Genomic DNA, 23,330 nt, shown 5'->3' with positions numbered 1-23,330 from the left:
CGCTCTTCTGGTGACATCAACCCCGATGTCGGGCAAGCTTGGCATCACAAAAAGGGTTTGTTGAATCATCACATAGAGGACATTATGAAAAGGTTTTTTTTGGGGCTGAGCGCCCTGCTGCTGGCCGTTTTGCTGGCCGGCTGTAATCAGCTGACGCAGTACACCATTAGCGAACAGGAAGTAAACCAGGCGCTGCAAAAACACAATAATTATGAAAAGCAGATTGGCGTGGCCGGACTGGCCGACGCACATATTGTGCTGACCGATCTAAAAAGTCAGATTGGCCGCGAAGAGCCTAATAAGGTGACGTTATCCGGCCATGCGAAAGTAAATATCACCTCGCTGTTTGGCCCTCAGCAGGCCGATATGCAGCTGACCATGAAGGCGCAGCCGGTATTTGATAAAGATAAGGGCGCGGTCTTTTTGAAGGATATGCAGCTGACCGACGTGCAGGTTCAGCCAGAAAAGATGCAGGGCGTGCTAAATACCCTGACGCCTTACCTGAATCAGTCGCTGAAAGATTACTTTAATCAGCGCCCGGCCTACGTGCTCAGTACCGACCGCAGCAAAGCGGAATCGCTGGCGAAACGCTTTGCCAAAGGACTGGAAGTCAAACCGGGCGAGCTGGTGATCCCGTTCACCGAATAACGCCATGCAAATCCAACGCTCCCCGCCATTTACCGCCGGGGAGCGTTATTTTTTAAAAATGCGTGAAAGCAGGTGCAAAGCGCTTTCTTTATCCTTATGCTTGGTACCCGGCCAAATCGACCTGATTTCATTTCTGCCGGAGCCTGTTTATGACCGCCTTACCCCAGCAATTGCTTATCCGCCGTCCTGACGACTGGCATATTCATCTGCGTGACGATGAAATGCTGCAAACCGTGCTGCCGTTTACCAGCGAGGTTTCAGGTCGCGCGATAGTCATGCCTAATCTGGTACCGCCCGTAACCAGCGTTGCCGCTGCCCTCGCCTACCGCGAACGCATTCTGGCCGCCACCCCAGCTGGCCATCAGTTTCAACCGCTGATGACCTGCTACCTGACTGACTCCCTGGATGCGGATGAAGTGGAAAAAGGCTTCAGCGCTGGCGTCTTTACCGCCGCGAAGCTTTATCCTGCGCATGCCACGACCAACTCCAGCCATGGCGTCACGAATATTGCCGCCATTGCTACGGTGCTGGAGCGGATGCAGAAAATCGGGATGCCACTGCTGATCCACGGCGAAGTCACCGACGTGCATATTGATATTTTTGACCGTGAAGCGCGCTTTATCGAAACGGTAATGGAACCACTGCGTAAACAGTATCCCGAGCTGAAAGTGGTGTTTGAGCATATCACCACCAAAGAAGCGGCCGCTTACGTGCAGGAAGGCAATCGTTTCCTTGGCGCAACCATCACCCCGCAGCACCTGATGTTTAACCGCAACCATATGCTGGTTGGCGGCGTTCGTCCGCACCTTTACTGCCTGCCGATCCTGAAGCGAAACGTGCATCAGGACGCGTTGCGCAAGGTAATTGCCTCTGGCCATGATCGTTTCTTCCTCGGCACGGATACGGCGCCGCATTTACGTCACCGTAAAGAGGCAAGCTGCGGCTGTGCTGGCGTCTTTAACGCGCCGTCTTCTCTGCCTGCGTATGCAACCGTCTTTGAAGAAATGGATGCGCTACAGCACTTTGAAGCGTTCTGTTCAGAAAACGGCCCGCGTTTCTACGGTCTGCCGCTGAATGAAGGCAGGATAAAACTGGTGCGCCAGCCGTGGACCGTTCCGGAGAGCATTGCGCTGGGTAATGACACGCTGGTGCCGTTCCTGGCGGGTGAAACGCTGAACTGGCGTGTTGAACTTTAAGCCGCTGTACTTTAAATATTGCTGATTAAATAATTTGCCTTCGCCGGTCTTACTGTATATATTCACAGTAATTCTTTCGGAGGCTTTTATGCGTATTGAAGTCACTGTAGCAAAAACCACATCCCTTCCTGCTGGCGCAATTGATGCGTTATCGGCAGAGCTCAGCAAGCGTATCGATAAACATTTTCCTGAAACGTCCAACAGCGTTTCTGTACGCTATGCTGGTGCCAACAACCTGACGGTGATGGGCGGCGGTAAAGAAGCCAAAGATCAAATCACCGATATTCTCCAGGAAACCTGGGAAAGCGCCGACGACTGGTTTATCACCGACTAATTTCTGCTCAATGCCCGCCCGACTGAACGCGTTGATATTGTGACGTTCAGCGGTCTGGTGGCGCTGAGCTTTCACTTTCCGTTTTTTGCCGGGCTTCGCCGCCCGGTTTTTTTTATCTTTGCTTCTGACCGCACTCGCCGGAATCGCCCGCAGGTTGTAGACTGATCTGATTCGTTTAGCGACCCAGGTGAGGAGTAACTATGCAGGCTGAAAACCCCGAAGAAGCGATGACTTTTGGTGAACTACTGACGCTGATAGCCGGGCAGCAACGCCGTCTTAGCGTGCTGGAAAACGCCTTTTCTTCCCTCTCTTTATGTCTGGATGCCCATACGTCGCAATTGCTAATCCAGCAACTCCGTCAACAAGCGCTTAATCAGGAATATGATGACTATATTCAACAGCACTACACCGAGCTGGCTGACGCGCTTGAAAAAAATATCACCTGACTATTTATTGATCGACCCTATGTTATTTTTGACAGAAGCTTGACGGGCATGAAGATATTTTTTTTTGCCGTTAAGCTTGCTGCCGCTTAAATAGAGGGTTTTGGCCCTGAACAAAATTTCATTCTGTACGAATTGCAGATTATGTTATAATTATCCTGCTCTATGAATAAAAAGGCCGCATTGAACCTCGATAAATCACTTCGTTGTCATCGTTAACACGAGTAATAAGGGGGTTATAATGGACAGGAACAAAGAGGTTATCCAGACACATCCCCTCATTGGGTGGGATATCAGTACCGTAGACAGCTACGATGCCATGATGATCCGTCTACATTCGCTTTCGTCAAACGAACAGCAAACAGAAGAAGCTGAGGTTGGCCAGACCTATTGGTTGACTACCGACGTCGCCAGGCAATTCATTTCCATTCTTGAAGCTGGCATAGCGAAAATCGAAGCGACTGACTATCAGGACCGCGACTACAAAAAGCATTAATTCTGAACGCGTTAGCCTGAAGGCACCCCATGGGGTGCCTTTTTCATTTCTGCCGCATTTTGCTATCCTGCGACAGGCAATTTCACAGAGGAGCAAGGCGCTGATGGTATATGACTTAATAATAGTGGGTAGCGGTTCGGTCGGCGCAGCCGCTGGCTGGTATGCAACCCAGGCCGGCCTGCGTGTACTGATGATTGACCGGGCGCATCCACCGCATCGGGAAGGCAGCCATCATGGTGAATCACGGCTAATCCGCCATGCTTACGGTGAAGGATCACGCTATGTGCCACTGGTGCTCAGAGCACAGCAGCTGTGGGACGAGCTGGAAAAACAGTGTGGCGAGCGCATTATGCAGCGCAGCGGCGTTATCAATCTTGCGCCTGTTTCCTCAGAATTTATACATAATGTTCGCCAGAGCGCAGAGCAATTCAACCTACCGGTTGAGATACTGAACGGTGAGGACATCAATCGGCGCTGGCCGCAACTGGCTGTTCCTGAAGGCTATACGGGGGTTTTCGAACCCAACTCTGGCTATCTGAAATCGGAAGAAGCCGTTCGCCAGCTGATTCGGCTTGCCTGCGAAGCGGGTTGCGCGCAGCTCTTTAATTGTGCGGTGAACGCGCTTGAGGAGCGCGATGGCCTGCAACTGGTGCATACCGACGATGGCATCTACCGTGGCCATAAGCTGTTGTTGAGCGCGGGAACCTGGGTGAAAACGCTGCTGCCCACGCTGCCCGTTACGCCCGTGCGCAAAGTGTTCGCCTGGCATCAGGCCGATGGACGCTACAGCGAAAACAATCAGTTTCCGGCTTTTACCGTGGAAACGCCCGACGGCTCGCACTACTACGGTTTCCCGGCAGAAAATAACGCGATAAAAATAGGCAAACACGACGGCGGACAGCCCATTACCGCGCCCGAACAGCGTAAGCCATTTGGTAATGTTGCCGAAGACGGCAGCGAACTGTTTGGCTTTATACGGCAGTTTTTACCCGGCGTGGGCGTTTGTCTGCGCGGTGAAGCCTGTACTTATGATAATACGACGGATGAAGACTTTATCATTGATACGCTTCCCGGCTCGCCACAGCGACTTATTATTACCGGCTTAAGCGGTCACGGTTTTAAATTCGCTACGGTGCTGGGCGAAATAGCCGCGCTATTTGCGCAGAATAAAACAGCGCAATTTGACTTATCGCCCTTCTCTTTATCCCGCTTTAAATAAAAAAAGACGGCCTGAACGGGCCGTCTTTTTTACTTACAGCACTATTTTAAATGGTGCTGTTAATTTCCAGTTAATTTACCAGAAATTATTTTGCGGCTAATGCGGCCGCTTCTTTCTTCTGCTGCTGACGCAGGCGCAGTTTCTTAATCAGCTTATGCGCTTCCGCTTCGCTGGCCACTGCCGGTGCGGAACCGGAAAGGGGTTTACGTGCCGTTTCACGCATGGTGAAGACAGTCAGCACGCCAATCGCACCCGCACCCATCAGGTAATAAGCTGGCATCAGCAGGTTATGCGTGGTATCCACCAGCCAGGTGGTAATCAGCGGCGTAGTGCCCCCAAACAGCGACACGGAAAGGTTGAAGCCGATTGCCAGCGCGCTGTAACGGATATCGGTCGCAAACAGTGCAGGCAGCGTAGCGGGCATGGTTCCGCTAAAGCAGGTATGCAGCACGCCCAGAATAATCAGGCCGAGGAACACCAGCAGCATATTTCCCGAACCAATCAGCATCAGGCAAGGTACCGCCAGTACGATCAGGCCAATCGCCCCGCCAAGAATAACCGGACGGCGACCCAGACGGTCGGTCCAGTGTCCTGAAAACAGCGTCAGCGGCATCATCACAAACATCACCACCAGAACCAGTAGCAGGCTGCTCATCTCGCTAAGACCTAAAATACCGGTCAGGTAGCTTGGCATGTAAGAGGTCAGCATGTAGTTGGAAACGTTAAACAGCAGCACCAGGCCGATACATTTCAGCATCTGCGCGCGGTACTTGCTTAACATTTGCAGCAGCGTCAGGCGCGGCTTGCTGTGCTCCAGCGCGTCCTGTTTTTCCATATGTTTTTGGAAAGCTGGCGTTTCTTCCAGTTTTAAACGAACGTAGAGACCAAACAGCCCCAGCGGTGCGGCAATGAAGAAGGGAACACGCCAGCCCCAGTCCAGCAGCGTTTCCGCCGGCATTGCCGCCGTCATAATGGTGACTAACCCGGCGCCCAGCAGATAACCGCCCAGCGTACCGAACTCCAGGAAGCTGCCCATAAAGCCGCGACGGTTATCAGTGGAATATTCGGCAATAAAGGTTGCCGCACCGCCGTATTCACCACCGGTTGAGAAGCCCTGTACCAGACGCGCCACCAGCAGCAGAATCGGCGCCAGAATACCGATGCTGTCGTAGCTGGGGATAAGACCAATACAGAAGGTCCCGATCGACATCATAATCATGGTAATCGCCAGCACTTTTTGGCGGCCGATCTTATCACCCAACGGGCCAAAGACCAGGCCGCCAACCGGACGAACCAGGAAGGCGGCAGCAAAAGCGCCAAAGGTCGCCAGCAGCTGAGCCGCCGCGTTGCCGCCCGGGAAAAAGACTTTACCCAGCGTAACGGCTAAATAGCTGTAAACACCAAAGTCGAACCATTCCATGGCGTTGCCCAGCGCGGCCGCGCCAACGGCACGCTTCAGCATGTCTTTATCAACGATGGTGATATCTTCGAAAGCCAGCTCTTTCGGCTTTTTTTGCCAGAAATGCTTCTTTGGCTTTTGTTCGGATTGAGCGCTCATGCAGTCCCCTTAGTGACAGAATGAATAGAGCAGCATCATAGCTTTCGTTGCCGGTGTAGCGCGTAATCGAGAGAAGGGAATGAAAGCTATAAAGCAGCGAAAAATCGGAAGTAAAACGCGTAATGACGTCTCTTTACGGTAATTTACTCTATACGACGTTCTTTGCTTTTTCAAGTTTGTGACAGGAATCGCTGTAATTGGGCGTTTCTTGTGAGTTATGTGCTAATTGATGAAGGCGAATCGATTTTAAAACGATTGAGAGGGCCGGCAGCCTGCGTGGCACGCGATGTGGCGCAAGGTTTTAGCGCTAATCAGGAGAGGCTCTGCCCTGCCAGCAGATGACTGACAGAACAGAGCAGAACGCTTTTGGGCCAGCAGAACGGCCCTGAAAATCAGTTATCCGGCCCAGGGATTTTCAGCGTCATATTCAGTAAACCACGGGACTTATTGAATATTTTATTACCATTTTCACGGCCCGCACGGCGCGCGCGCTGCTCTTCCGGGCTAAGCGCTAACTCTTCCATACAGATTGGGCTGCAACAGTTATGGTATTTCTCCGCACAGCTTTGACACTGAATAAATAACAGATGGCAGCCGTCGTTCAGGCAGTTCACGTGCGTGTCGCAAGCGGTACCGCACTGGTGACACTGTGCAATCACATCATCAGAGATACGTTCGCCCATACGCTCATCAAAGACAAAGTTTTTGCCCTTAAAGCGAACCGGTAACCCTTGCTCACGGGCGCGACGGGCATACTCAATGATGCCGCCTTCCACGTGCCAGACGTTTTCAAAACCATTGTGACGCATCCAGGCGCTGGCTTTTTCGCAGCGAATCCCCCCGGTGCAATACATCACGATCTTTTTGTCTTTACTGTCTTGCAGCATATCAACCGCCATTGGCAGCTGATCGCGGAAGGTGTCAGCCGGGATCTCCAGCGCCTGGTCAAAATGGCCCACTTCATATTCGTAGTGGTTACGCATATCAACAAAGATCGCTTCCGGATCGTCCAGCATGGCGTTGACTTCATCCGCTTTCAGATAGCCGCCCACGTCGCTGGCATCAAAGCTTTCATCAGTGATGCCGTCGGCAACGATACGCTCACGCACTTTCAGACGCAGCACCCAGAAGGATTTGCCGTCATCATCCAGCGCAATGTTCATTCGCAGGTTGTCCAGTGCCGGATCGAAAGCATACAGCATCGCTTTCATCGCTTCGTACTGGCTGGCCGGCACGCTGATTTGCGCGTTGATACCTTCGTGAGCAACGTAAACGCGCCCAAACACTTTCAGACGGGTAAACGCCAGGTAAAGCGCATCGCGAAAGGCCTTAGGATCGTTAATGGTGAAATACTTATAGAAAGAGACTGTGGTACGCGGTTCGGTCTCGGCCAACATCCGCGCCTTCAGTTCTTCATTGGATACAAGGTTATGTAACACTGGCATGGTGTACGTTCCTGCGTTCAAGAGAGAAATTTTGCGGGCGCTATCATACCCGAAAAGCATACGCGGACCAACGACATAAACAAATCCCGCCTATAGTTAGCTTTTTGCATGTCGTAATGATTCACACCGGAGAGCAACTATGAGTCAACTTTTCAGCCCAATCCAACTGGGTAAGCTAACGCTGAAAAACCGCATCGCCATTGCGCCAATGTGCCAGTATTCTGCCGATCATGGTAAAGCGACCGCGTGGCATCGTATCCATTTGGGGCATCTGGCCCTCTCTGGCGCTGGCCTGCTGATTGTGGAAGCCGCCGCTGTTGAAGCGGCCGGGCGGATAACCCCGCAGGATTTAGGGCTGTGGAACGACGAAACCGAACAGGCACTGGGTGACGTATTAAAAGACGTCCGCCACTATTCCAAAATGCCCGTTGGAATTCAGCTGGCGCATGCTGGCCGTAAAGCCTCAACCGATGTGCCATGGCAGGGCGGCGGATTTTTGCAGCCTGAACAGGGCGGCTGGCAAACCTCAGCGCCTTCTGCCGTGCCGTTTAACGACGGCGACAATGCGCCGCTGGCGTTGACCACCGCGCGCATTGAAGAGATCAAACAGCAGTTTATTGACAGCGCGATTCGGGCCGATCGTCTGGGTCTGGATCTGATTGAGGTTCACGCCGCACATGGCTATTTGCTGCATCAGTTCCTCTCGCCGCTTTCTAATAAGCGTGAAGACCAGTATGGCGGTTCGCTGGAAAACCGTCTGCGTCTGACGCTGGAGATTTTCCGCGAGGTTCGCCGGGTCTTCCCAGCAAACAAACCGGTTGGCGTGCGTATTTCGGCAACGGATTGGGTTGAAGGCGGCTGGGATCTGGAGCAGTCGATCGCCTTAAGCAAAGCCCTTGAGAAGGAAGGTTGCGCTTATATTCACGTTTCCAGCGGTGGCCTGTCGCCAGAGCAGAAAATTGCCGTCGGCCCTAACTATCAGGTGCCTTTTGCAGCCGGAATTAAAAAAGCCGTCGCCATTCCGGTGATTGCCGTGGGTCTGATTACCGAACCTGAACAGGCAGAAGCGGTGCTGGTGGAACAGCAGGCGGATATGGTCGCCCTGGCGCGCGGTATGCTCTACGATCCACGCTGGCCGTGGCATGCCGCGGCAAAACTGGGGGCCAAAGTCGATGCGCCAGAGCAATACTGGCGCTGCGAGCCTCACGAAGTAAAAGGCTTATTTAACGCGTAAAGTACCCTGCCGACGCCAGCAATCCTTTTGTTGGCGTCATAAACCGTCTGAAAGACAACGCATTATTTCAGTTAGCCGCTAAAAATGGCACAATAGGCCATAAATTATAAATTCGGGGCAGCATAATGGTGCCCTTTTTTTACGGTCTGGAAACTTATGACTCAGCTGCCTCAATTTACGCGTGCATTGTTGCATCCCCGTTATTGGTTTACCTGGTTAGGTATCGGCTTACTTTACCTGCTGGTTCTGTTGCCTTATCCGTTACTTTATCGGCTGGGCTGCGGGCTGGGCCGTTTATCGATGCGGTTTATTCGCAGTCGCGTTGAAATTGCCCGCCGCAATCTGGAGCTTTGCTTTCCTGACATGCCGGAAGCAGAGCGCGAAGCGATGGTAGTACGTAATTTTGAATCCGTCGGCATGGGATTGATTGAGACCGGCATGGCCTGGTTCTGGCCCGACTGGCGGATCAGCAAGTGGTTCCACGTGAGCGGCCTGGAGCATATTGATAAGGCGCATCAGGAAGGGAAAGGCGTACTGCTGATCGGGATGCATTTTCTGACGCTGGAACTGGGCGCGCGAATTTTCGGCATCCACAATCCCGGTATCGGCGTTTACCGTCCGAACGATAATGCTCTGCTCGACTGGCTGCAAACCTGGGGCCGGATGCGATCTAACAAAAGCATGCTGGATCGCAAAGATCTAAAAGGGATGATCCGCGCGCTGAAAAACGGCGATATTATCTGGTATGCGCCGGATCATGATTACGGTCCTAAAAGTAGCGTGTTTGTGCCCTTTTTTGGGGTTGAAAAAGCCGCGTCGACCAAAGGCAGTTACCTGCTGATCCGCAGTGGACAGCCTGCGGTGATCCCTTTTGTTCCGCGTCGCTTACCGCACGGCCGGGGCTATGAGATGGTTATCCTGCCCGCCGAAGAAGCCGTGCCGCTGGATGATGAAGCCGCTACCGCCGCCCGGATGAATAAAGTGGTGGAGAATGGCGTGCTGATGGCACCCGAGCAATACATGTGGCTGCATCGCCGCTTTAAGACCCGCCCTTCTGGCGAACCTTCACTCTATTAATCGACTTTTTGGCAGGCTGCCAGCGGCCTGCCGGAAAGCTAAACCTCCCGTCAATACCCTGCTTTTTCTCTGCTATTTTCTGTTCAGTGGATTATTAAAAGCGCATAATTAGTGTGCTAACAATAACCTTCCAGAGAGGTCACGCAGCTATTTATGGCGATTTCTGACGTTGCTCCCTCCTCCGTTAACTGGCAAAAAAACCTGTTCGTCGCCTGGTGCGGCTGTTTTCTGACGGGTATGGCCTTCAGCCTGGTGATGCCTTTCCTGCCGCTGTATGTCGAGCAGCTTGGCGTAACCGATCCGCAGTCGCTCAATATCTGGTCCGGGCTGGTTTTCAGCATTACCTTTCTTTTTTCGGCTATCGCTTCTCCTTTCTGGGGCGGGCTGGCCGATCGTAAAGGCAGAAAAGTGATGCTGCTTCGCTCGGCGCTGGGCATGGCGATTGTGATGGTGCTGATGGGAATGGCGACCTCGATTTGGCAGTTTCTCGCCCTGCGTGCGCTGCTTGGGCTGCTCGGTGGCTTTGTGCCGAATGCAAATGCGCTGATCGCCACCCAGGTGCCCCGCAAACGAAGCGGCTGGGCGCTGGGCTGGTTGTCCACCGGGGCGGTCAGCGGTGCGTTAATCGGACCGTTAATCGGCGGCCTGCTGGCCGACAGTTTTGGCCTGCGCCCGGTGTTTTTTATCACTGCCGCCGTGCTGTTTATCTGCTTTATCATGACGCTGTTTGCTATCCGCGAAGAGTTTGTGCCGGTGCTGAAAAAAGACATGCTGCATGCCCGACAGGTTTTTACCTCGCTGAAGAAGCCAAAACTGGTGCTGTCGCTGTTCGTGACCACGCTGATTATTCAGGTTGCTACCGGTTCGATTGCGCCAATTCTGACGCTGTACGTCCGCGATCTGGCGGGGAATATTCAGAATTTGGCTTTTGTGAGCGGTTTGATTGCTTCCGTGCCCGGCGTCGCGGCTTTAATTTGCGCACCCCGACTGGGAAAATTGGGGGATCGCATTGGCCCGGATCGGATCCTGATAGCGATGCTGGTGTTTTCTGTTCTGCTGCTGATCCCAATGTCGCTGGTGCAGAATCCTTTCCAGCTTGGCATCTTGAGATTTCTGTTGGGAGCGGCTGACGGTGCTTTGCTGCCAGCGGTGCAAACGCTATTGATTTATAACGCCAGCAATCAGGTTGCCGGGCGTATCTTCAGCTATAACCAGTCTTTTCGCGATATCGGTAATGTCACCGGCCCGCTGATGGGCGCCGTGGTTTCGGCGCACTGGGGATTTCGTGCGGTATTTGTGGTGACGGCGCTGGTGGTGCTGTTCAACGCCGTTTATTCCTGGCGGACGCTGCGTCGCCGCCCTTCTCATTCCACTGTCGAGCTATAGGTCGTTAAGGAAAGCAGTGACCGAGCCGGTTACCTCGCTGATACGGGCTTCGCAACGGCGATAATAGGTCCATTTACCGACCTTGCTGGCTTCAAGCAGCCCGGCTTCCTGTAGAACTTTCAGGCAAAGCGACGTGGCGGGCTGTGACAGCCCCGCCTTGTCCTGAATGAGGCTGGCACAGACGCCATAGAGCTCGAAATCATACAGCTGGCTGTAGCTTGCAAAAGCCTGCGCCGGGTTTTTGAGCCAGTGTAATACTGCCATACGTGTTGGGTTAGCCAACAACTTCATGGCATTTTCAGGTGTCATGCAGCCTCACAGAATCATTTATAAAAAGGATAGTCAGTATATCCTTTACGGGTTCCGCCATACAGAGAAGAGGCATCAACGCTGTTTAGCGGATAATCGTGCAGGAAACGCGCTGGCAGATCCGGGTTAGCGATAAACGTTCGGCCAAAACCAAACAGATCTCCCCAGCCATTTTCCAGCACGCGCTCTGCTTTTTCACGGGTGTAGCGGCCGGAATACATAATCGGCCCGGTGAAAGCCTCACGAAGCGCAATGCGGAAGCTTTCCGGCAGATCCGGGCTGTTATCCCAGTCTGCTTCGGCAATCGACAGATAGCCAATCGCCATCTCATTCAGCATTTTTGCCGCTGTGATATAGGTCGTATGCGGATCGCTTTCCACCAGTCCCAGGTAAACACGTTCTTCGTCAGTGCTGGAGAACAGCGGTGCAAAACGCACGCCGACCCGCTGACTGCCAAAGACCGAACTGACTGCGGCAATGATTTCCCGTAAAAAACGCAGGCGATTTTCCAGCGAGCCGCCGTATTCATCCGTGCGGAAATTGCTGTGTTCAGAGATAAACTGATTGATCAGATAGCCATTGGCGGAATGCAGTTCCACGCCGTCAAAACCGGCTTCTTTCGCATTTTCCGCCGCTTTACGATACAGCTCTACAATCTCTTTCACTTCAGCGGTGCTCAGCTCACGCGGCTCACTTGGCGCGGTCAGAATGCCTGCGCCCGGCCCCGTTTCAATAAACACGCGCACACCCTCAGCGGCAACAACTGAAGGCGCAACCGGCGGCTGGTTGCCCGGCTGTAAGGCGGTGTGCGATACGCGTCCAACATGCCACAGCTGACAGAAAATCACGCCGCCCTGCTGATGAACCGCCTCGGTCACGTTTCTCCATCCGCTGATTTGTTCTGCGCTGTGGATGCCGGGCGTCCAGGCGTATCCCTGCCCACGTGGTTCAATCTGCGTACCTTCGGTGATCATAAAGCCCGCACTGGCGCGCTGACGATAATACTCCACCATCATCTCGCCTGGGATATTGCCCGGCTGTTCGCTGCGGCAGCGGGTTAACGGTGGCAATGCAATACGGTTACGCAGCGTCAGGCCGCCTAGTTGCATCGGGGTAAAAAGCGTTTTACTGGTCATAGCGTTGAGTTTCCTGGTGAGATAAGGCGCCCATTATATTTAAACATTTAAATGTGTAAATACTTTTTTATGTTGCACTGTTGTTATTTAAAGGTTTTTAGCGGCGATTTTTCCCGGCGCTCTTCATCGCGCTTCAGATCAAATTTTATTCAGAAACTGTTTAAAGTTATTTCACCATTCGCCGATAAATATTTCACTGACGGTGACGGGCATCCGGGCGCCGTAATCGACCCAAGTCAATCTTGAAGGAAACTATTATGTCCGTTATCAATACCAACATCATGTCCCTGACCACTCAGAACAACCTGAACAAATCACAGGCTTCTCTGAGCACCGCCATCGAGCGTCTTTCTTCTGGTCTGCGTATCAACAGCGCAAAAGATGATGCTGCGGGCGAAGCTATCGCTAACCGCATGAATTCTCAGATTAAAGGTCTGACTCAGGCAGCACGTAACGCCAACGACGGTATCTCTCTGACTCAGACGGCTGAAGGGTCAATGAACGAGATCAACACCAACTTACAGCGTATTCGTGAACTGACCGTGCAGGCGAAAAACGGCACCAACAGTGCTGACGACATCGACTCAATCCAGAAAGAAGTTGATGCACGTCTGTCTGAAATCAACCGTATCGGCGCGGCAAGTACCTTTAACGGCACGGCAATTTTCAACACCACCGGCAGCGTAAAAATCCAGGTTGGCGCTAACGATTCTACCGACGCTAACGTGATCAGCATCGACCTGTCAGGCGCAGGCTTCCAGGCTTCTGGCCTGGGCGCTACCTTCAGCGTGACCGGCGGCAACCTCTCTGACCTCGATGCGCGTATCAAAGACGTGGATACTTCACGTAGTGCCCTGGGTGCGATTCAGAACCGTTTTGAATCTACCATTAACAACCTGAACACCTCTGTAACCAACCTGACCGCGTCTCAGTCACGTATTCAGGATGCTGACTACGCAACGGAAGTGTCTAACATGTCCAAAGCGCAGATCCTTCAGCAGGCCGGTACCTCCGTGCTGTCAAAAGCTAACCAGGTTCCACAGGGCGTGCTGTCTCTGCTGCAGTAAGTCTTTCTGGTTTACCTCAGAACGCAAAACCCCGGCTTCGGCCGGGGTTTTCTTTTTTAAGCAGGGAGCGTGAGAAACGCAGCGCTGCCTGAATGACATAACAAAAAACCGAAACCCATTTTAATGTGAATTAACTCACAAATACGCGAATAGCTTATTCATGCCAACCGCTGCGATCAACGCGATGCAGCTCACAAAATTAAATCCTAAAAGAAACAACACGTTACAAACACCATCACTAAAACCCCGCTAAAATAAGACGATCTACTTCACATAATTAAGCGATATATAACGCTGTCAAGCTATGTGGCAATCCTATTTCGTTGCAAAATTGTGACCAGGTTCGAAAAATTTAATTCGGGCATCATTAACATCAAATCTACAAACAACAAAAATAATTATTCAGGAGCCAGCCATGAAAATAGGATTAGTCATTAGTGGTGGTGACGTTAGCGGCATGAATAATTTTATCTTTCAGATAAACAGGATGACCGATTCTGAAATCGTCATATTTGATGGCGGCATTTCCGGGCTTATTAACAACACAGCAAAAGAGATATCACGGCGGGATCTGGTGGATTTATCGATCTCTTCGGTTCCGCTTATTGCGTCAGGAAGAAAAGAAGAGAAATGCAGGAAATCGGATTACGAAAAGATCATAAAAAACATCCGGCAAAAAAAGATTGATTGTCTGGTCATGGGCGGCGGTGATGGCTCATTCCAGTTTTTAAAGGTGCTCAGCGAATATGGTATCAACTGTTACGGAATAGGCATGACCATTGATAATGATATTACCGGCAGTAGCTACAGTATTGGATTTTCGACTGCCTGCGAACAGGTGATTAGTGAAGTGGCAAAGTTACGCAATACCGGCCGCGGACTACCGGGGCGTGTATTTATGGTGGAGTTACTTGGCGGCTATTGCGGCGAACTCACCTTGCAGGCGGCCTTAAAAAGCAATGCGGATATCGCGCTTATTCCTGAAGCGGTTTGGGATATCGATGAGCTGACAGCAAAAATCCGCACAAAGATCGACCAGCAGAATAGCGTCATTATTCTCTGTTCAGAAGGCTATACCAAAGAATATACCCCTGGATTTCAGGGCGCTATTGATACCATGATTGGTAAAATTGAGCACAAGATTGGTATCAGAATTAGAAAAACAATCATGGGCTATGGATTGAGAAACGGCACCCCTACCGGAGAGGAAATTATACAGGGCGCGATTCTGGCCGAAGAAGTCGTCAGATGCATAAACAGCGGCCTGACTAATAAAATCATTGTTATAAATAACAACAATAAAGCCATACCTGTCGATCTTAATAATTCCGACAAACGTTTGGTAGATAAAGAAAGCAACTTTTATAAACTGGCTAAAGCCAACAATCTTATCTGAGGTAATACCATGCTTAAAGTACTCTGCGTATGTGGCTGCGGCCTCGGCTCAAGCTTTGCTATCGAAATGAGCGCCAAATCTGTTTTGCAAAAACTGTCTATCGATGCGGATATCGATCATACCACTGTATCCGAAGCGTCATCATTCAAATATGACATTATTCTTACTCAAAAAATATTTGCTGACATTCTTAACTCCGATGCCAGCGATGACGAAAAGAAGCGCGTTATTATCTTAAACAAACTGACCGACAAGAAAGAACTTGAAGAAAAAATCCTGGCTTATTTAGGCTCAAAATAAAAAAGTGAGGTCATCCGTGGACGCTATTATTCATTTTATTGTGAAAGATTTTTTAGGCCAGGCTTCAATTCTCATCGCGCTGATCGCCATGCTTGGCCTTATCTTACAGAAAAAGTCGGTTGGGAAAACGCTGGAGGGGACGTTTAAAACCCTGCTGGGTTTCCTGATCATGATGGCGGGTATCAATATCATTGTTGAATCACTCACCTTCCTCAATGATATTTTCACCCACGGTTTTGGTATGAAGGGCTACATTACCGACGTTGCTGCCATTGCTGGCGTAGCGAACCGCGAGCTGGGATCGGAAGTGGCGCTGACGCTACTGGTGATATTTGCCGTCAACATCATCATTGCGCGCATTACGCCGTTCAAATATATCTTTCTCACCGGCCAGGCGCTGCTATGGATGGCCACCATTGGTACCGTTATCGGCTATAAAGCGGGGTTAACCGGCATGACGCTGATCCTGACCGGAGGGATATTCGGCGGCATCATGGCGGTGCTGATGCCGGCTATTGCCCAACCCATCGTACGGAAAATTACCGATTCCGATGATGTCGCCCTGGGTCACTTCTGCACAATTGGCTATCTGGTTCAGGCCGCCGTCGCGCGCGCCATTGGGAAAAACTCCCGCTCGACGGAAGATCTGGAGCTACCTGATAACTTTAAGTTTTTGCAGGACACCTATCTGTCGATGGCGGTGGTAATGATACCGATGTATCTCATTCCTGCCTTTTTTGCCGGGCCGGGCTACATTGCCCAGTTCGCCGGAGAAACAAACTACATCATGTATGCATTTATGCAGTCGATGCAGTTTGTCGCCGGGGTATTTGTGCTCTACAGCGGCGTGCGCTTGCTGCTTAATGAGCTGGTGCCGGCTTTCAGAGGCATTGCCATGCGCCTGGTGCCCAACGCCATACCGGCGCTGGATTGCCCGGTGCTGTTTCCCTATGCCCCCAATGCGGTCATCGTTGGTTTTCTTGCCACCACGGTAGGGTCGATTATCGGCATGATTGTTTTCCCCATGTTTGGGCTGGCAATGATCCTGCCAGGCTTGCTCACCAACTTCTTCGCGGGCGGGACGGCCGGCGTATTTGGTAATGCGATGGGCGGCAGAAAAGGCGCCATTATTGGCGGTATCGTTCATGGCCTGTTTATCACGTTATTACCGGCGATCCTGGTGCCGCTACTTGAAACCTTCGGCTTTAAAGGCGTCACATTTAGCGATTCTGACGTTATCAGCACCGGATTAATTTTAGGTCACGCCTTCCAGAATGACTGGCCGTTTGTGATTGGTTTTATCCTGTTCGTTACGCTGATTATTTGGTTCTCAAGCCGCAAGCTGGTTAAACAACCTGATTAATGTCCTGTATTAGCCTGAACAGACGCGGAGGCTTTATGTTTGCAAAATTGAAAAATATGTTTATTTCATCTGAGCCACAACATCAAAATGAAAATCATGAAGCGGCGGAAAAGATTAAGCAGGAAATATCCCTGTTGGAAAGCTCGCTATCAAAAGCGCCCTCGGATAATGACACCCAAAAAAAATTGATGATTAAATATAACCAGGCGGTGAAAACCTATGCCGCCAGTCCGGTATACCGTCATCACGTAGATGACATCTTTGTAAAAATGGACGAGCTGAGAAATACCATCCGTAAAAATATATGAGGTACTATGAGCATTCGACAGTTCCTTTCACAGAATCAATATATTCAAATTGGAATGCATATTGATTGCTGGAGCAAGATAATCGAAACAGCCGCCAGACCCTTAATAGAAGGAGGTTTTGTCACCGCTGACTATCCACAGGCCGTTATTGATAATACCAATAAGTATGGCGCGTATTATGTTTTTGATGAAGGGATTGCTATTCCTCATGCCAGACCGGAATGTGGCGTGCTTAAAAATGGTTTTAGCATGGTCACGCTGGATCAACCTGTCTCTATCAAAGGCAGTGAGCCTATCGACATTATTGTCATGTTCGGCGGCGTAGACAGCGATTCGCACATTACGGAAGGGATTGCTTCGATTGTGGAATTACTCGATCAGGAAGAAACACTCACGCGGATCAGACAAGCGAAAACAATTGATGAAATCCTTGGGTTATTATGAAAAAACTGATTTTAGTCAATGGCATTCCAGCCTCAGGAAAAAGCCGTGTCGCCCGTTTGCTGGCTGACCACTTTAATGCGCCTGTCCTGAGTATTGATGAAATTAAAGAGCCATTTATGGTTCAGTTCGCCGATGTTATTGACAGACCCTTAAATCGAAAGCTGGGTTATGCCGCTTACGAGGCAATGTTTAATATCGTTAAGGCCGCGCCGGAAAAGAGTTTATTTATTATGGATGCCTGGTTTGGCTTTCGTGATAAGTCCATTTTGGCGGATTATCTTTCTCTGAGCGGCTGCCAACATCACGTTGAAGTATGGAATAAAATTTCGCCTGAGCAGGTTGCCCAACGCTATAAGTCACGCTGTTCCTGTCGCGTTAAAGGTCATCCTGGCGAAGAGTATATACCTGAATTAATGCAGCTGGCAGAGCGAGCCTGCCCGATGCAGCTCGGCGACGTTTATACCCTATTACAGGATCGGGAAATTAACCGCGCCGGGCTTATTTCCTGGATCAATCAACAACTGAACTGCAACTAATTTTTCTCAATGAGGTTTACTCTAATGAATAAAATGACAACAGCCGAACGTCGTGGTTATCAAATGATCTGTGATGCCACGGGATCGATGATGGTCGTCGCCTGTGACCAGCGTGGCGGTATGCGAACGTTGTTAGCCGCTACGCCAGAAGAGCAGGCAAAAATTAGCAATGAAACGTTGGGCAAGACCAAATACGATATTACCCGTTATCTTGCCGCCGAAGCAGGCTGCGTACTGGTTGATCCGATTTGTGCCGTGCCGGGTATCGTTGATGAGGATGTGGTGCCGCGCAATACCGGCTTACTGGTCGGGCTGGACGCTTCCGGCTGGGATACGTCACCGCAGGGATACCGTATCTCTAAAATGGTCGAGGGCGTTAACGCCCGTAAAGTCCGTGAACTGGGCGCGACCGGTGGTAAAATTATGATTTATCTGCGTATGGATACGCCGGAAGCGAACACCGCTAATCTTGCTACGCTGCGTGAAGTCATTGCCGATTTTGCTCGCGAGGATCTGCTGCTGGTGGTGGAGTTCCTGACTTATCAGCTGGAAAATGAGAGCAGTGACGTTTATCAAAGTAAAATTCCGCAGCTGATTCAGGACGGCTGTCAGGCCTGTATTGATTGCGGTTCCAAGGTGCTGAAAATTCCCTATCCTGGCACGGAAACGGCCTGCGCTAAGGTAACAGAGATTTGCGGCGATATTCCCTGGGCCGTGCTCTCTGCGGGTGTCGATCACCAGACTTTTCTCCGGCAGGTTGATATTTCTCTACGTAATGGTGCTTCAGGCGTTATTGCCGGACGCTCACTGTGGAAAGACTGCATTTCACTGGACCGCAACGTCTCCAAAGAGAAGCTTTCTTCCGTTGCCGTAGGACGGCTGCGGGATATTCAGCAACTGCTGCATAAGCATAAAAAAGTGCTGGTGCCTGCGTAAATTGCCGTTTATCCCTGGCTGGTCACGTGCTTTTGCCGTGACCAGCCCCCTTCAGGAAGAGCAGATGAAACAACTCGATCTGATTATTTTTGACTGTGATGGCGTGCTGGTTGATTCAGAAATTATCGGCATCAATCTTACCCGCGCGCTGCTTGAGCAGCACGGCGTTGTTATCGGCCTTGAGGCGTTCTGCACGCATTACAGCGGGCTGGCGTGGAATGAGCTGATAACAAAAGTGCGCGAAGAAAGCGGCGTTAACCTTCCCGATACGCTTCATCAGACATTTTATAACGCTTTATATAGCGAATTTGAGGAAAAATTAAGGCGCATTACCGGAACGTACGAGGTTATCAGCCAGCTGGATTATCCTAAATGCATTTGTTCTAATTCGGGTCGGGAACAGCTCGATTTTATGTTAACGCACGTAGGGCTGAAGTCGTTGTTTCCCGGCTCTGTCTTCTCGGCTGTCGATCTTGGGCCAAATCGCGGTAAACCGCAGCCCGATATCTTCCTTCATGCCGCGGCGGTTATGCGAGCTGTCCCTGAAAACACGCTGGTTATTGAAGATTCCGTACATGGCGTAACGGCCGCAAAACGTGCAGGGATGTATGTTGCAGGCTTTACCGGTGGTGCACATACCTGGCGCGATCATGCGGAGCGACTGAAAGCGGCTGGAGCCGATGTGGTGATAGATTCGATGTATCAGCTGCCTGCACAGATTGCCCGGCTGTCTGTAACTGATTAATAATATTAAACAAATCCCTAATAATTTTTTTTTCGCTCCACGTTTTACCCCCTCAGATCTTCGACTATCCTTCATAAACCTGCAAATTTTGTTACGGAGAAACCCCATGAGCATGTATGCAACGCTGGAAGAGGCTATTGACGCCGCACGTGAAGAGTACCTGGCCGCTAATCCAGAGCTGGAAGAAGATGATGCATCCGTAAGCCAGTTCAACCTGCAAAAATATGTTATGCAGGACGGCGATATCATGTGGCAGGCCGAGTTCTTTACCGACGAGAGCGATGAGGGAGAATGTCTGGCGCTGCGCAGTGGTGAAGCCGCACAGGCTATTTTCGACGGCGATTTCGATGAGATCGAACTGCGTCAGGAATGGCTGCCGGAAAACACGCTGCATGAATGGGACGAGGGCGAGTTCCAGCTCGAACCGCCAGCCGATACTGAAGAAGGTAAAGCCGCGGCGGAAGAGTGGGAAGACGATAACAGCGATTCCGATCGGGCCGATCGCTGGGAGTAACCGACCTTACTCATAAGGTCCGTGATGCGCATCAACAGGCAGCAGCAAAGTATCGACCACCAGCGACAGCGGGAGATCGATAATGGTCAGAAAGCGCCAGGGCGTATCACGGACATCCCACTGCACGCCAGGATAATACTGGTTGCTGTGGCCCTGCCCCGGAAACGTCCGGCTAATAATACTGCCGCATCCGGTCAGGGTCAGAATAGACATTCCCACCAGCATGCTACGTAAAAGCGTCACTGTTATTTCCTCTTACTGAATAAAAAACGCGCCATTGTACAGGAACAGTTTGCGCAACGATGACCTGAAAACGCAAAAATACTGTAAATATCACTTCTTCCCGCCTCACCCTACATGACATTGTTCATCCCCTGCATCACGGACAATCAACAATTGAAACTGCATTCTTGTTCTATGCTTTATTAACTTTGTCTGAGTATAAGGACCAGGTAATGCGCTTAAAAAGAACCGCCTCTTCACCGATCGTCCCAATTTTTCTCCCTCTTCCGATCCATAACCGGAGCTGAGCCTATGAAAGCCCTGACTTATCATGGCCCACATCGGGTTAGTGTCGATACTATGCCCGATCCTGGTATCGAAGCGCCCGATGATATTATTTTGCGTGTAACCGCTACGGCAATTTGTGGTTCTGACCTGCACCTCTACCGGGGCAAAATTCCTGGTACGCATCACGGTGATATTTTTGGTCATGAATTTATGGGTGAAGTTGTCGAAACGGGCAGCGGGGTAACTAACGTAGCGAAAGGCGATCGGGTTGTTATTCCTTTCGTCATTGCCTGCGGCGACTGTTTTTTCTGCCATCTGCACCAGTATGCGGCCTGCGAAAATACCAACAGCGGCAAGGGCGCAACCTTAAATCGCAAAAGCATTACCCCACCTGCGGCGCTGTTTGGTTACAGTAAATTGTATGGTGGCGTCCCCGGTGGTCAGGCGGAATATGTTCGGGTGCCCAAAGCCAATACCGGACCGTTTAAAGTCCCTGATACGCTGGCGGATGAGAAGGTACTGTTTCTTTCCGATATTTTGCCAACGGCGTGGCAGGCCGTTAAAAATGCGGAGCTTAAGAAAGGGTCAAGCGTAGCGATCTTTGGTGCAGGTCCGGTTGGATTGTTAAGCGCGGCCTGTGCACGATTGGCCGGTGCAGAACAGATTTTCATGATCGATCACCATCCTTATCGCCTTGAATTTGCCCACGAACGTTACGGTGTGATCCCTATCAATTTTGATGATAATGACGATCCTGCTGCCTGGATTATTGAACATAGCGCCGGGCACCGGGGTGTGGATGCGGTGATTGATGCGGTGGGCTTTGAGGCGAAAGGCAGTCTGACCGAGACCGTATTAAGTAATTTGAAGCTTGAAGGCAGCAGCGGCAAGGCGCTTCGTCAGTGCATCGCCGCCGTACGACGAGGCGGCATCGTCAGCGTGCCGGGCGTTTATGCAGGCTTTATCCACGGTTTCCTTTTTGGCGATGCGTTCGATAAAGGACTGACTTTCAAGATGGGACAAACGCATGTGCATGCTTACCTTCCCGATCTGCTTCAGCTTATAGAACAAGGCCATTTAAAGCCGGAAGAGATTGTAACCCATCATCTGCCGCTTGAGGATGCGGCACGCGGCTATAAAATTTTCGAAAAACGTGAGGAAGAGTGCCGCAAAATTATTCTGATACCCGGGCTGAACGTGGAGCACGCAACGCTCTGAAAACTGGACATGAAATTCGATAATTCCCGACTTGAAAAATCTATTAACGGTCCGCCAGTGAAATTTTATTTCATGGCGGACTAAATGATTAACAGATTAATGTAATTTACTATCATCATGCTCTTATTTATTTCAGAAATTTTAAACGTGGCTAGATTAATAATATTTTTCCATCGTTTTTTTTCTTTCAACGCCACGTCTAACCTGATGAATCGGTTAGAGTTCCGCTTCAAATCCACCTATTGACCATCCCTTTTACCCGCTTAAATTAAATATTGAACTTACTCTTTTCTACAGGAATGAAAATAATAAGCTAACCTTGTTCTAAAGCCCTCCTGTTTTTTCTTATTTCCTTTTACCTCTACATGACCGGAGTAAATAATGACGATTAAAACGATGGAAGATCTGTTTATCCACGACTTATCAGATATTTACAGCGCAGAAAAACAGATCACCCGGGCTCTGCCTAAAATGGCCCGCGCGGCAACTGATGAAAAGCTTGTTGCCGCGTTTAAACAGCATCTTGAAGAAACCCACGGGCAAATTGAGCGACTCGATCAGCTGGTAGAAAGTACCGAAGGCGTGCGGATCAAACGTATGAAGTGTCATGCGCTTGAGGGACTTGCAGAAGAAGCTCAGGAAATTATCGATTCGGTTGAGGCAGGTCCCGTCAGGGATGCCGGACTGATCGGCGCGGCGCAAAAAGTTGAACATTATGAAATCGCGACTTACGGCACGCTCTACGCGATGGCCGTGAAACTCGGCTATCAGGATGCAGCAAAGCTGCTGGCAGAAACGCTGGCAGAAGAAAAAGCCACAGATGAAAAACTGACGGGTATCGCTGAACAACAGCCTTAATAAACATCGGCGACAACCTTAAATCTCACGCCTGCAAGGCGTGTCTGAAAAAAATTAAAAGAGGTACTTTTTATGACTCACCAAGAGAATTATCTGGCATGGGTAAAAGATGCACATGCCATGGAAAAACAGGCCGAAAGCATGCTGGAAAAAATGGCCGGACGTCTGGAGCATTACCCGGACCTCAAAGCCCGCATTGAACAGCATATTGAAGAGACGCGTCAGCAGCAGGTATTGGTTCAGTCCGTTATTGACCGTTACGATACCTCTCACTCCACCCTGAAAGATGCGGTAGGTAAATTAACCGCGCTTGGACAGGCCATGGGTGGCATGCTGGCCGATGATGAAGTCGTGAAAGGCGCGATCAGCGGTTACGTCTTCGAGAATTTCGAAATCGCCAACTACACCTCATTGATTGCGGCGGCCGAGCTGGTCGGCGACACTGAGGGGGCGAAGATCTTTGCACAAATTCGCGAACAGGAAGTGGCAATGGCCGACTGGTGCCTGACTCACTTGCCTGACGTTACCGAGCAGTTTATGGTGCGTTCGGCGGCACCTGGCGTGGAAGCGAAAGTCTAGCCGCCTCACGTAAGTCTTTGTTGTTGAAATAAAAAAACCGGAAACCCTTGTTCCCGGTTTTTGTTGCTGATGGCC

27 protein-coding genes are annotated in these 23,330 nt (G+C 50.7%); 22 read left to right on the top strand and 5 right to left on the bottom strand.

From position 1 onward, the window contains the following. Positions 1-84: 84 nt before the first annotated feature. From AAGQ96_RS07715 to solA, 6 genes are all read left to right on the top strand, one after another. A complete protein-coding gene (locus AAGQ96_RS07715; protein WP_147196854.1) occupies positions 85-648 on the top strand; it encodes a lipoprotein in 564 nt (187 codons plus the stop codon). Between the two features lie 149 nt (positions 649-797). Then, positions 798-1,844: a dihydroorotase gene (gene pyrC / locus AAGQ96_RS07710; protein WP_342755195.1), complete on the top strand. Its 1,047-nt coding sequence runs from the start codon at positions 798-800 to the stop codon at positions 1,842-1,844. Between the two features lie 88 nt (positions 1,845-1,932). Further along, positions 1,933-2,178, top strand: coding sequence for a DNA damage-inducible protein I (dinI, locus tag AAGQ96_RS07705; RefSeq protein ID WP_147196850.1), 246 nt, complete (start codon positions 1,933-1,935; stop codon positions 2,176-2,178). Between the two features lie 200 nt (positions 2,179-2,378). After that, positions 2,379-2,624, top strand: a complete 246-nt coding sequence (locus AAGQ96_RS07700; protein ID WP_147196848.1) for a hypothetical protein — start codon at positions 2,379-2,381, stop codon at positions 2,622-2,624. A 238-nt stretch (positions 2,625-2,862) separates the two neighbouring features. Then, a complete protein-coding gene (gene bssS, locus AAGQ96_RS07695; protein WP_147196846.1) occupies positions 2,863-3,117 on the top strand; it encodes a biofilm formation regulator BssS in 255 nt (84 codons plus the stop codon). Positions 3,118-3,220: 103 nt separating this feature from the next. Further along, complete coding sequence (gene solA, locus AAGQ96_RS07690; RefSeq protein ID WP_147196844.1) at positions 3,221-4,336, top strand: N-methyl-L-tryptophan oxidase; 1,116 nt, start codon at positions 3,221-3,223, stop codon at positions 4,334-4,336. 85 nt (positions 4,337-4,421) lie between these two features. On the opposite strand, the gene proP is transcribed toward solA, so the two are convergent. Next, on the bottom strand, positions 4,422-5,894 hold the full coding sequence (gene proP / locus AAGQ96_RS07685) for a glycine betaine/L-proline transporter ProP (RefSeq protein WP_147196842.1): 1,473 nt from the start codon (positions 5,892-5,894) through the stop codon (positions 4,422-4,424). A gap of 392 nt (positions 5,895-6,286) precedes the next feature. Continuing rightward, on the bottom strand, positions 6,287-7,339 hold the full coding sequence (locus tag AAGQ96_RS07680; RefSeq protein ID WP_147196840.1) for a rhodanese-related sulfurtransferase: 1,053 nt from the start codon (positions 7,337-7,339) through the stop codon (positions 6,287-6,289). Positions 7,340-7,478: 139 nt separating this feature from the next. On the opposite strand from AAGQ96_RS07680, the gene AAGQ96_RS07675 reads away from it, so the two are divergent. The 3 genes from AAGQ96_RS07675 to mdtG all read left to right on the top strand — a co-directional run bounded on the left by AAGQ96_RS07675 (position 7,479) and on the right by mdtG (position 11,036). Continuing rightward, positions 7,479-8,573 (top strand): NADH:flavin oxidoreductase/NADH oxidase, encoded by a 1,095-nt coding sequence (locus tag AAGQ96_RS07675; protein ID WP_147196838.1) that lies wholly within the window; start codon positions 7,479-7,481, stop codon positions 8,571-8,573. Between the two features lie 156 nt (positions 8,574-8,729). After that, a complete protein-coding gene (locus AAGQ96_RS07670; RefSeq protein ID WP_147196836.1) occupies positions 8,730-9,650 on the top strand; it encodes a Kdo(2)-lipid IV(A) acyltransferase in 921 nt (306 codons plus the stop codon). Between the two features lie 153 nt (positions 9,651-9,803). Next, positions 9,804-11,036 (top strand): multidrug efflux MFS transporter MdtG, encoded by a 1,233-nt coding sequence (mdtG, locus tag AAGQ96_RS07665; protein WP_147196834.1) that lies wholly within the window; start codon positions 9,804-9,806, stop codon positions 11,034-11,036. Here the strand turns inward: mdtG and AAGQ96_RS07660 are convergent. Both AAGQ96_RS07660 and AAGQ96_RS07655 read right to left on the bottom strand, forming a co-directional pair. Beyond that, positions 11,031-11,345 (bottom strand): helix-turn-helix transcriptional regulator, encoded by a 315-nt coding sequence (locus AAGQ96_RS07660; protein WP_147196832.1) that lies wholly within the window; start codon positions 11,343-11,345, stop codon positions 11,031-11,033. The genes mdtG and AAGQ96_RS07660 overlap by 6 nt on opposite strands. A 14-nt stretch (positions 11,346-11,359) precedes the next feature. Further along, positions 11,360-12,481, bottom strand: coding sequence for an alkene reductase (locus AAGQ96_RS07655; RefSeq protein WP_342755194.1), 1,122 nt, complete (start codon positions 12,479-12,481; stop codon positions 11,360-11,362). A gap of 257 nt (positions 12,482-12,738) precedes the next feature. Here AAGQ96_RS07655 and AAGQ96_RS07650 point away from each other — a divergent pair, with 257 nt between their 5' ends. From AAGQ96_RS07650 to AAGQ96_RS07605, 10 genes are all read left to right on the top strand, one after another. Beyond that, positions 12,739-13,548 (top strand): flagellin, encoded by an 810-nt coding sequence (locus AAGQ96_RS07650; RefSeq protein ID WP_147196827.1) that lies wholly within the window; start codon positions 12,739-12,741, stop codon positions 13,546-13,548. A gap of 415 nt (positions 13,549-13,963) precedes the next feature. After that, positions 13,964-14,944, top strand: coding sequence for a 6-phosphofructokinase (locus tag AAGQ96_RS07645; protein WP_342755193.1), 981 nt, complete (start codon positions 13,964-13,966; stop codon positions 14,942-14,944). A 9-nt stretch (positions 14,945-14,953) separates the two neighbouring features. After that, a complete protein-coding gene (locus tag AAGQ96_RS07640) occupies positions 14,954-15,244 on the top strand; it encodes a PTS sugar transporter subunit IIB (RefSeq protein ID WP_147196823.1) in 291 nt (96 codons plus the stop codon). 16 nt (positions 15,245-15,260) lie between these two features. Then, positions 15,261-16,607 (top strand): PTS sugar transporter subunit IIC, encoded by a 1,347-nt coding sequence (locus AAGQ96_RS07635; RefSeq protein WP_342755192.1) that lies wholly within the window; start codon positions 15,261-15,263, stop codon positions 16,605-16,607. A 35-nt stretch (positions 16,608-16,642) separates the two neighbouring features. Then, complete coding sequence (locus AAGQ96_RS07630) at positions 16,643-16,915, top strand: hypothetical protein (RefSeq protein WP_254446322.1); 273 nt, start codon at positions 16,643-16,645, stop codon at positions 16,913-16,915. Positions 16,916-16,921: 6 nt separating this feature from the next. Further along, positions 16,922-17,359 carry a PTS sugar transporter subunit IIA gene (locus tag AAGQ96_RS07625; protein ID WP_342755191.1) on the top strand — a complete coding sequence of 146 codons (438 nt, stop codon included), beginning with the start codon at positions 16,922-16,924 and terminating at the stop codon, positions 17,357-17,359. Continuing rightward, entirely contained in the window at positions 17,356-17,895 is a 540-nt protein-coding gene (locus AAGQ96_RS07620; RefSeq protein WP_147196817.1) for an ATP-binding protein, read from the top strand. Before AAGQ96_RS07625 ends, AAGQ96_RS07620 begins: the two co-directional genes overlap by 4 nt. A 24-nt stretch (positions 17,896-17,919) precedes the next feature. Continuing rightward, on the top strand, positions 17,920-18,831 hold the full coding sequence (locus AAGQ96_RS07615; RefSeq protein WP_147196814.1) for a tagatose-bisphosphate aldolase: 912 nt from the start codon (positions 17,920-17,922) through the stop codon (positions 18,829-18,831). Between the two features lie 64 nt (positions 18,832-18,895). Further along, positions 18,896-19,576, top strand: coding sequence for an HAD-IA family hydrolase (locus AAGQ96_RS07610; protein ID WP_342755190.1), 681 nt, complete (start codon positions 18,896-18,898; stop codon positions 19,574-19,576). Between the two features lie 106 nt (positions 19,577-19,682). Beyond that, positions 19,683-20,090, top strand: a complete 408-nt coding sequence (locus AAGQ96_RS07605; RefSeq protein ID WP_147196810.1) for a MysB family protein — start codon at positions 19,683-19,685, stop codon at positions 20,088-20,090. Between the two features lie 6 nt (positions 20,091-20,096). On the opposite strand, the gene AAGQ96_RS07600 is transcribed toward AAGQ96_RS07605, so the two are convergent. Beyond that, on the bottom strand, positions 20,097-20,315 hold the full coding sequence (locus AAGQ96_RS07600) for a YceK/YidQ family lipoprotein (RefSeq protein WP_147200566.1): 219 nt from the start codon (positions 20,313-20,315) through the stop codon (positions 20,097-20,099). Between the two features lie 309 nt (positions 20,316-20,624). Here AAGQ96_RS07600 and AAGQ96_RS07595 point away from each other — a divergent pair, with 309 nt between their 5' ends. The 3 genes from AAGQ96_RS07595 (at position 20,625) to AAGQ96_RS07585 (ending at position 23,255) form a co-directional block, all read left to right on the top strand. Next, positions 20,625-21,818, top strand: a complete 1,194-nt coding sequence (locus tag AAGQ96_RS07595) for a zinc-dependent alcohol dehydrogenase (RefSeq protein WP_342755189.1) — start codon at positions 20,625-20,627, stop codon at positions 21,816-21,818. A gap of 381 nt (positions 21,819-22,199) precedes the next feature. Beyond that, positions 22,200-22,676 (top strand): DUF892 family protein, encoded by a 477-nt coding sequence (locus tag AAGQ96_RS07590; RefSeq protein ID WP_147196804.1) that lies wholly within the window; start codon positions 22,200-22,202, stop codon positions 22,674-22,676. Between the two features lie 72 nt (positions 22,677-22,748). Next, positions 22,749-23,255, top strand: coding sequence for a DUF892 family protein (locus AAGQ96_RS07585; protein WP_147196802.1), 507 nt, complete (start codon positions 22,749-22,751; stop codon positions 23,253-23,255). The last annotated feature ends 75 nt before the right edge of the window (positions 23,256-23,330 follow it).

Origin of the sequence: Pantoea sp. MBD-2R, assembly GCF_039134845.1 — a bacterium.
Taxonomy (GTDB): Bacteria; Pseudomonadota; Gammaproteobacteria; order Enterobacterales; family Enterobacteriaceae; genus Erwinia.
This window is presented reverse-complemented; position numbering and strand designations above follow the sequence as displayed.

Bases quoted from the DNA above. Each gene is read 5' to 3' on its own strand.
- AAGQ96_RS07645 (WP_342755193.1), top strand. From the start codon at position 13,964: ATGAAAATAGGATTAGTCATTAGTGGTGGTGACGTTAGCGGCATGAAT.
- AAGQ96_RS07625 (WP_342755191.1), top strand. From the start codon at position 16,922: ATGAGCATTCGACAGTTCCTTTCACAGAATCAATATATTCAAATTGGA.
- AAGQ96_RS07585 (WP_147196802.1), top strand. From the start codon at position 22,749: ATGACTCACCAAGAGAATTATCTGGCATGGGTAAAAGATGCACATGCC.
- AAGQ96_RS07655 (WP_342755194.1), bottom strand. From the start codon at position 12,481: ATGACCAGTAAAACGCTTTTTACCCCGATGCAACTAGGCGGCCTGACG.
- AAGQ96_RS07590 (WP_147196804.1), top strand. From the start codon at position 22,200: ATGACGATTAAAACGATGGAAGATCTGTTTATCCACGACTTATCAGAT.
- mdtG (WP_147196834.1), top strand. From the start codon at position 9,804: ATGGCGATTTCTGACGTTGCTCCCTCCTCCGTTAACTGGCAAAAAAAC.
- proP (WP_147196842.1), bottom strand. From the start codon at position 5,894: ATGAGCGCTCAATCCGAACAAAAGCCAAAGAAGCATTTCTGGCAAAAA.
- AAGQ96_RS07650 (WP_147196827.1), top strand. From the start codon at position 12,739: ATGTCCGTTATCAATACCAACATCATGTCCCTGACCACTCAGAACAAC.
- AAGQ96_RS07660 (WP_147196832.1), bottom strand. From the start codon at position 11,345: ATGACACCTGAAAATGCCATGAAGTTGTTGGCTAACCCAACACGTATG.
- AAGQ96_RS07600 (WP_147200566.1), bottom strand. From the start codon at position 20,315: ATGCTGGTGGGAATGTCTATTCTGACCCTGACCGGATGCGGCAGTATT.
- AAGQ96_RS07615 (WP_147196814.1), top strand. From the start codon at position 17,920: ATGAATAAAATGACAACAGCCGAACGTCGTGGTTATCAAATGATCTGT.
- AAGQ96_RS07700 (WP_147196848.1), top strand. From the start codon at position 2,379: ATGCAGGCTGAAAACCCCGAAGAAGCGATGACTTTTGGTGAACTACTG.
- AAGQ96_RS07680 (WP_147196840.1), bottom strand. From the start codon at position 7,339: ATGCCAGTGTTACATAACCTTGTATCCAATGAAGAACTGAAGGCGCGG.
- AAGQ96_RS07605 (WP_147196810.1), top strand. From the start codon at position 19,683: ATGAGCATGTATGCAACGCTGGAAGAGGCTATTGACGCCGCACGTGAA.
- AAGQ96_RS07610 (WP_342755190.1), top strand. From the start codon at position 18,896: ATGAAACAACTCGATCTGATTATTTTTGACTGTGATGGCGTGCTGGTT.
- bssS (WP_147196846.1), top strand. From the start codon at position 2,863: ATGGACAGGAACAAAGAGGTTATCCAGACACATCCCCTCATTGGGTGG.
- AAGQ96_RS07640 (WP_147196823.1), top strand. From the start codon at position 14,954: ATGCTTAAAGTACTCTGCGTATGTGGCTGCGGCCTCGGCTCAAGCTTT.
- AAGQ96_RS07630 (WP_254446322.1), top strand. From the start codon at position 16,643: ATGTTTGCAAAATTGAAAAATATGTTTATTTCATCTGAGCCACAACAT.
- dinI (WP_147196850.1), top strand. From the start codon at position 1,933: ATGCGTATTGAAGTCACTGTAGCAAAAACCACATCCCTTCCTGCTGGC.
- AAGQ96_RS07670 (WP_147196836.1), top strand. From the start codon at position 8,730: ATGACTCAGCTGCCTCAATTTACGCGTGCATTGTTGCATCCCCGTTAT.
- pyrC (WP_342755195.1), top strand. From the start codon at position 798: ATGACCGCCTTACCCCAGCAATTGCTTATCCGCCGTCCTGACGACTGG.
- solA (WP_147196844.1), top strand. From the start codon at position 3,221: ATGGTATATGACTTAATAATAGTGGGTAGCGGTTCGGTCGGCGCAGCC.
- AAGQ96_RS07715 (WP_147196854.1), top strand. From the start codon at position 85: ATGAAAAGGTTTTTTTTGGGGCTGAGCGCCCTGCTGCTGGCCGTTTTG.
- AAGQ96_RS07675 (WP_147196838.1), top strand. From the start codon at position 7,479: ATGAGTCAACTTTTCAGCCCAATCCAACTGGGTAAGCTAACGCTGAAA.
- AAGQ96_RS07620 (WP_147196817.1), top strand. From the start codon at position 17,356: ATGAAAAAACTGATTTTAGTCAATGGCATTCCAGCCTCAGGAAAAAGC.
- AAGQ96_RS07595 (WP_342755189.1), top strand. From the start codon at position 20,625: ATGAAAGCCCTGACTTATCATGGCCCACATCGGGTTAGTGTCGATACT.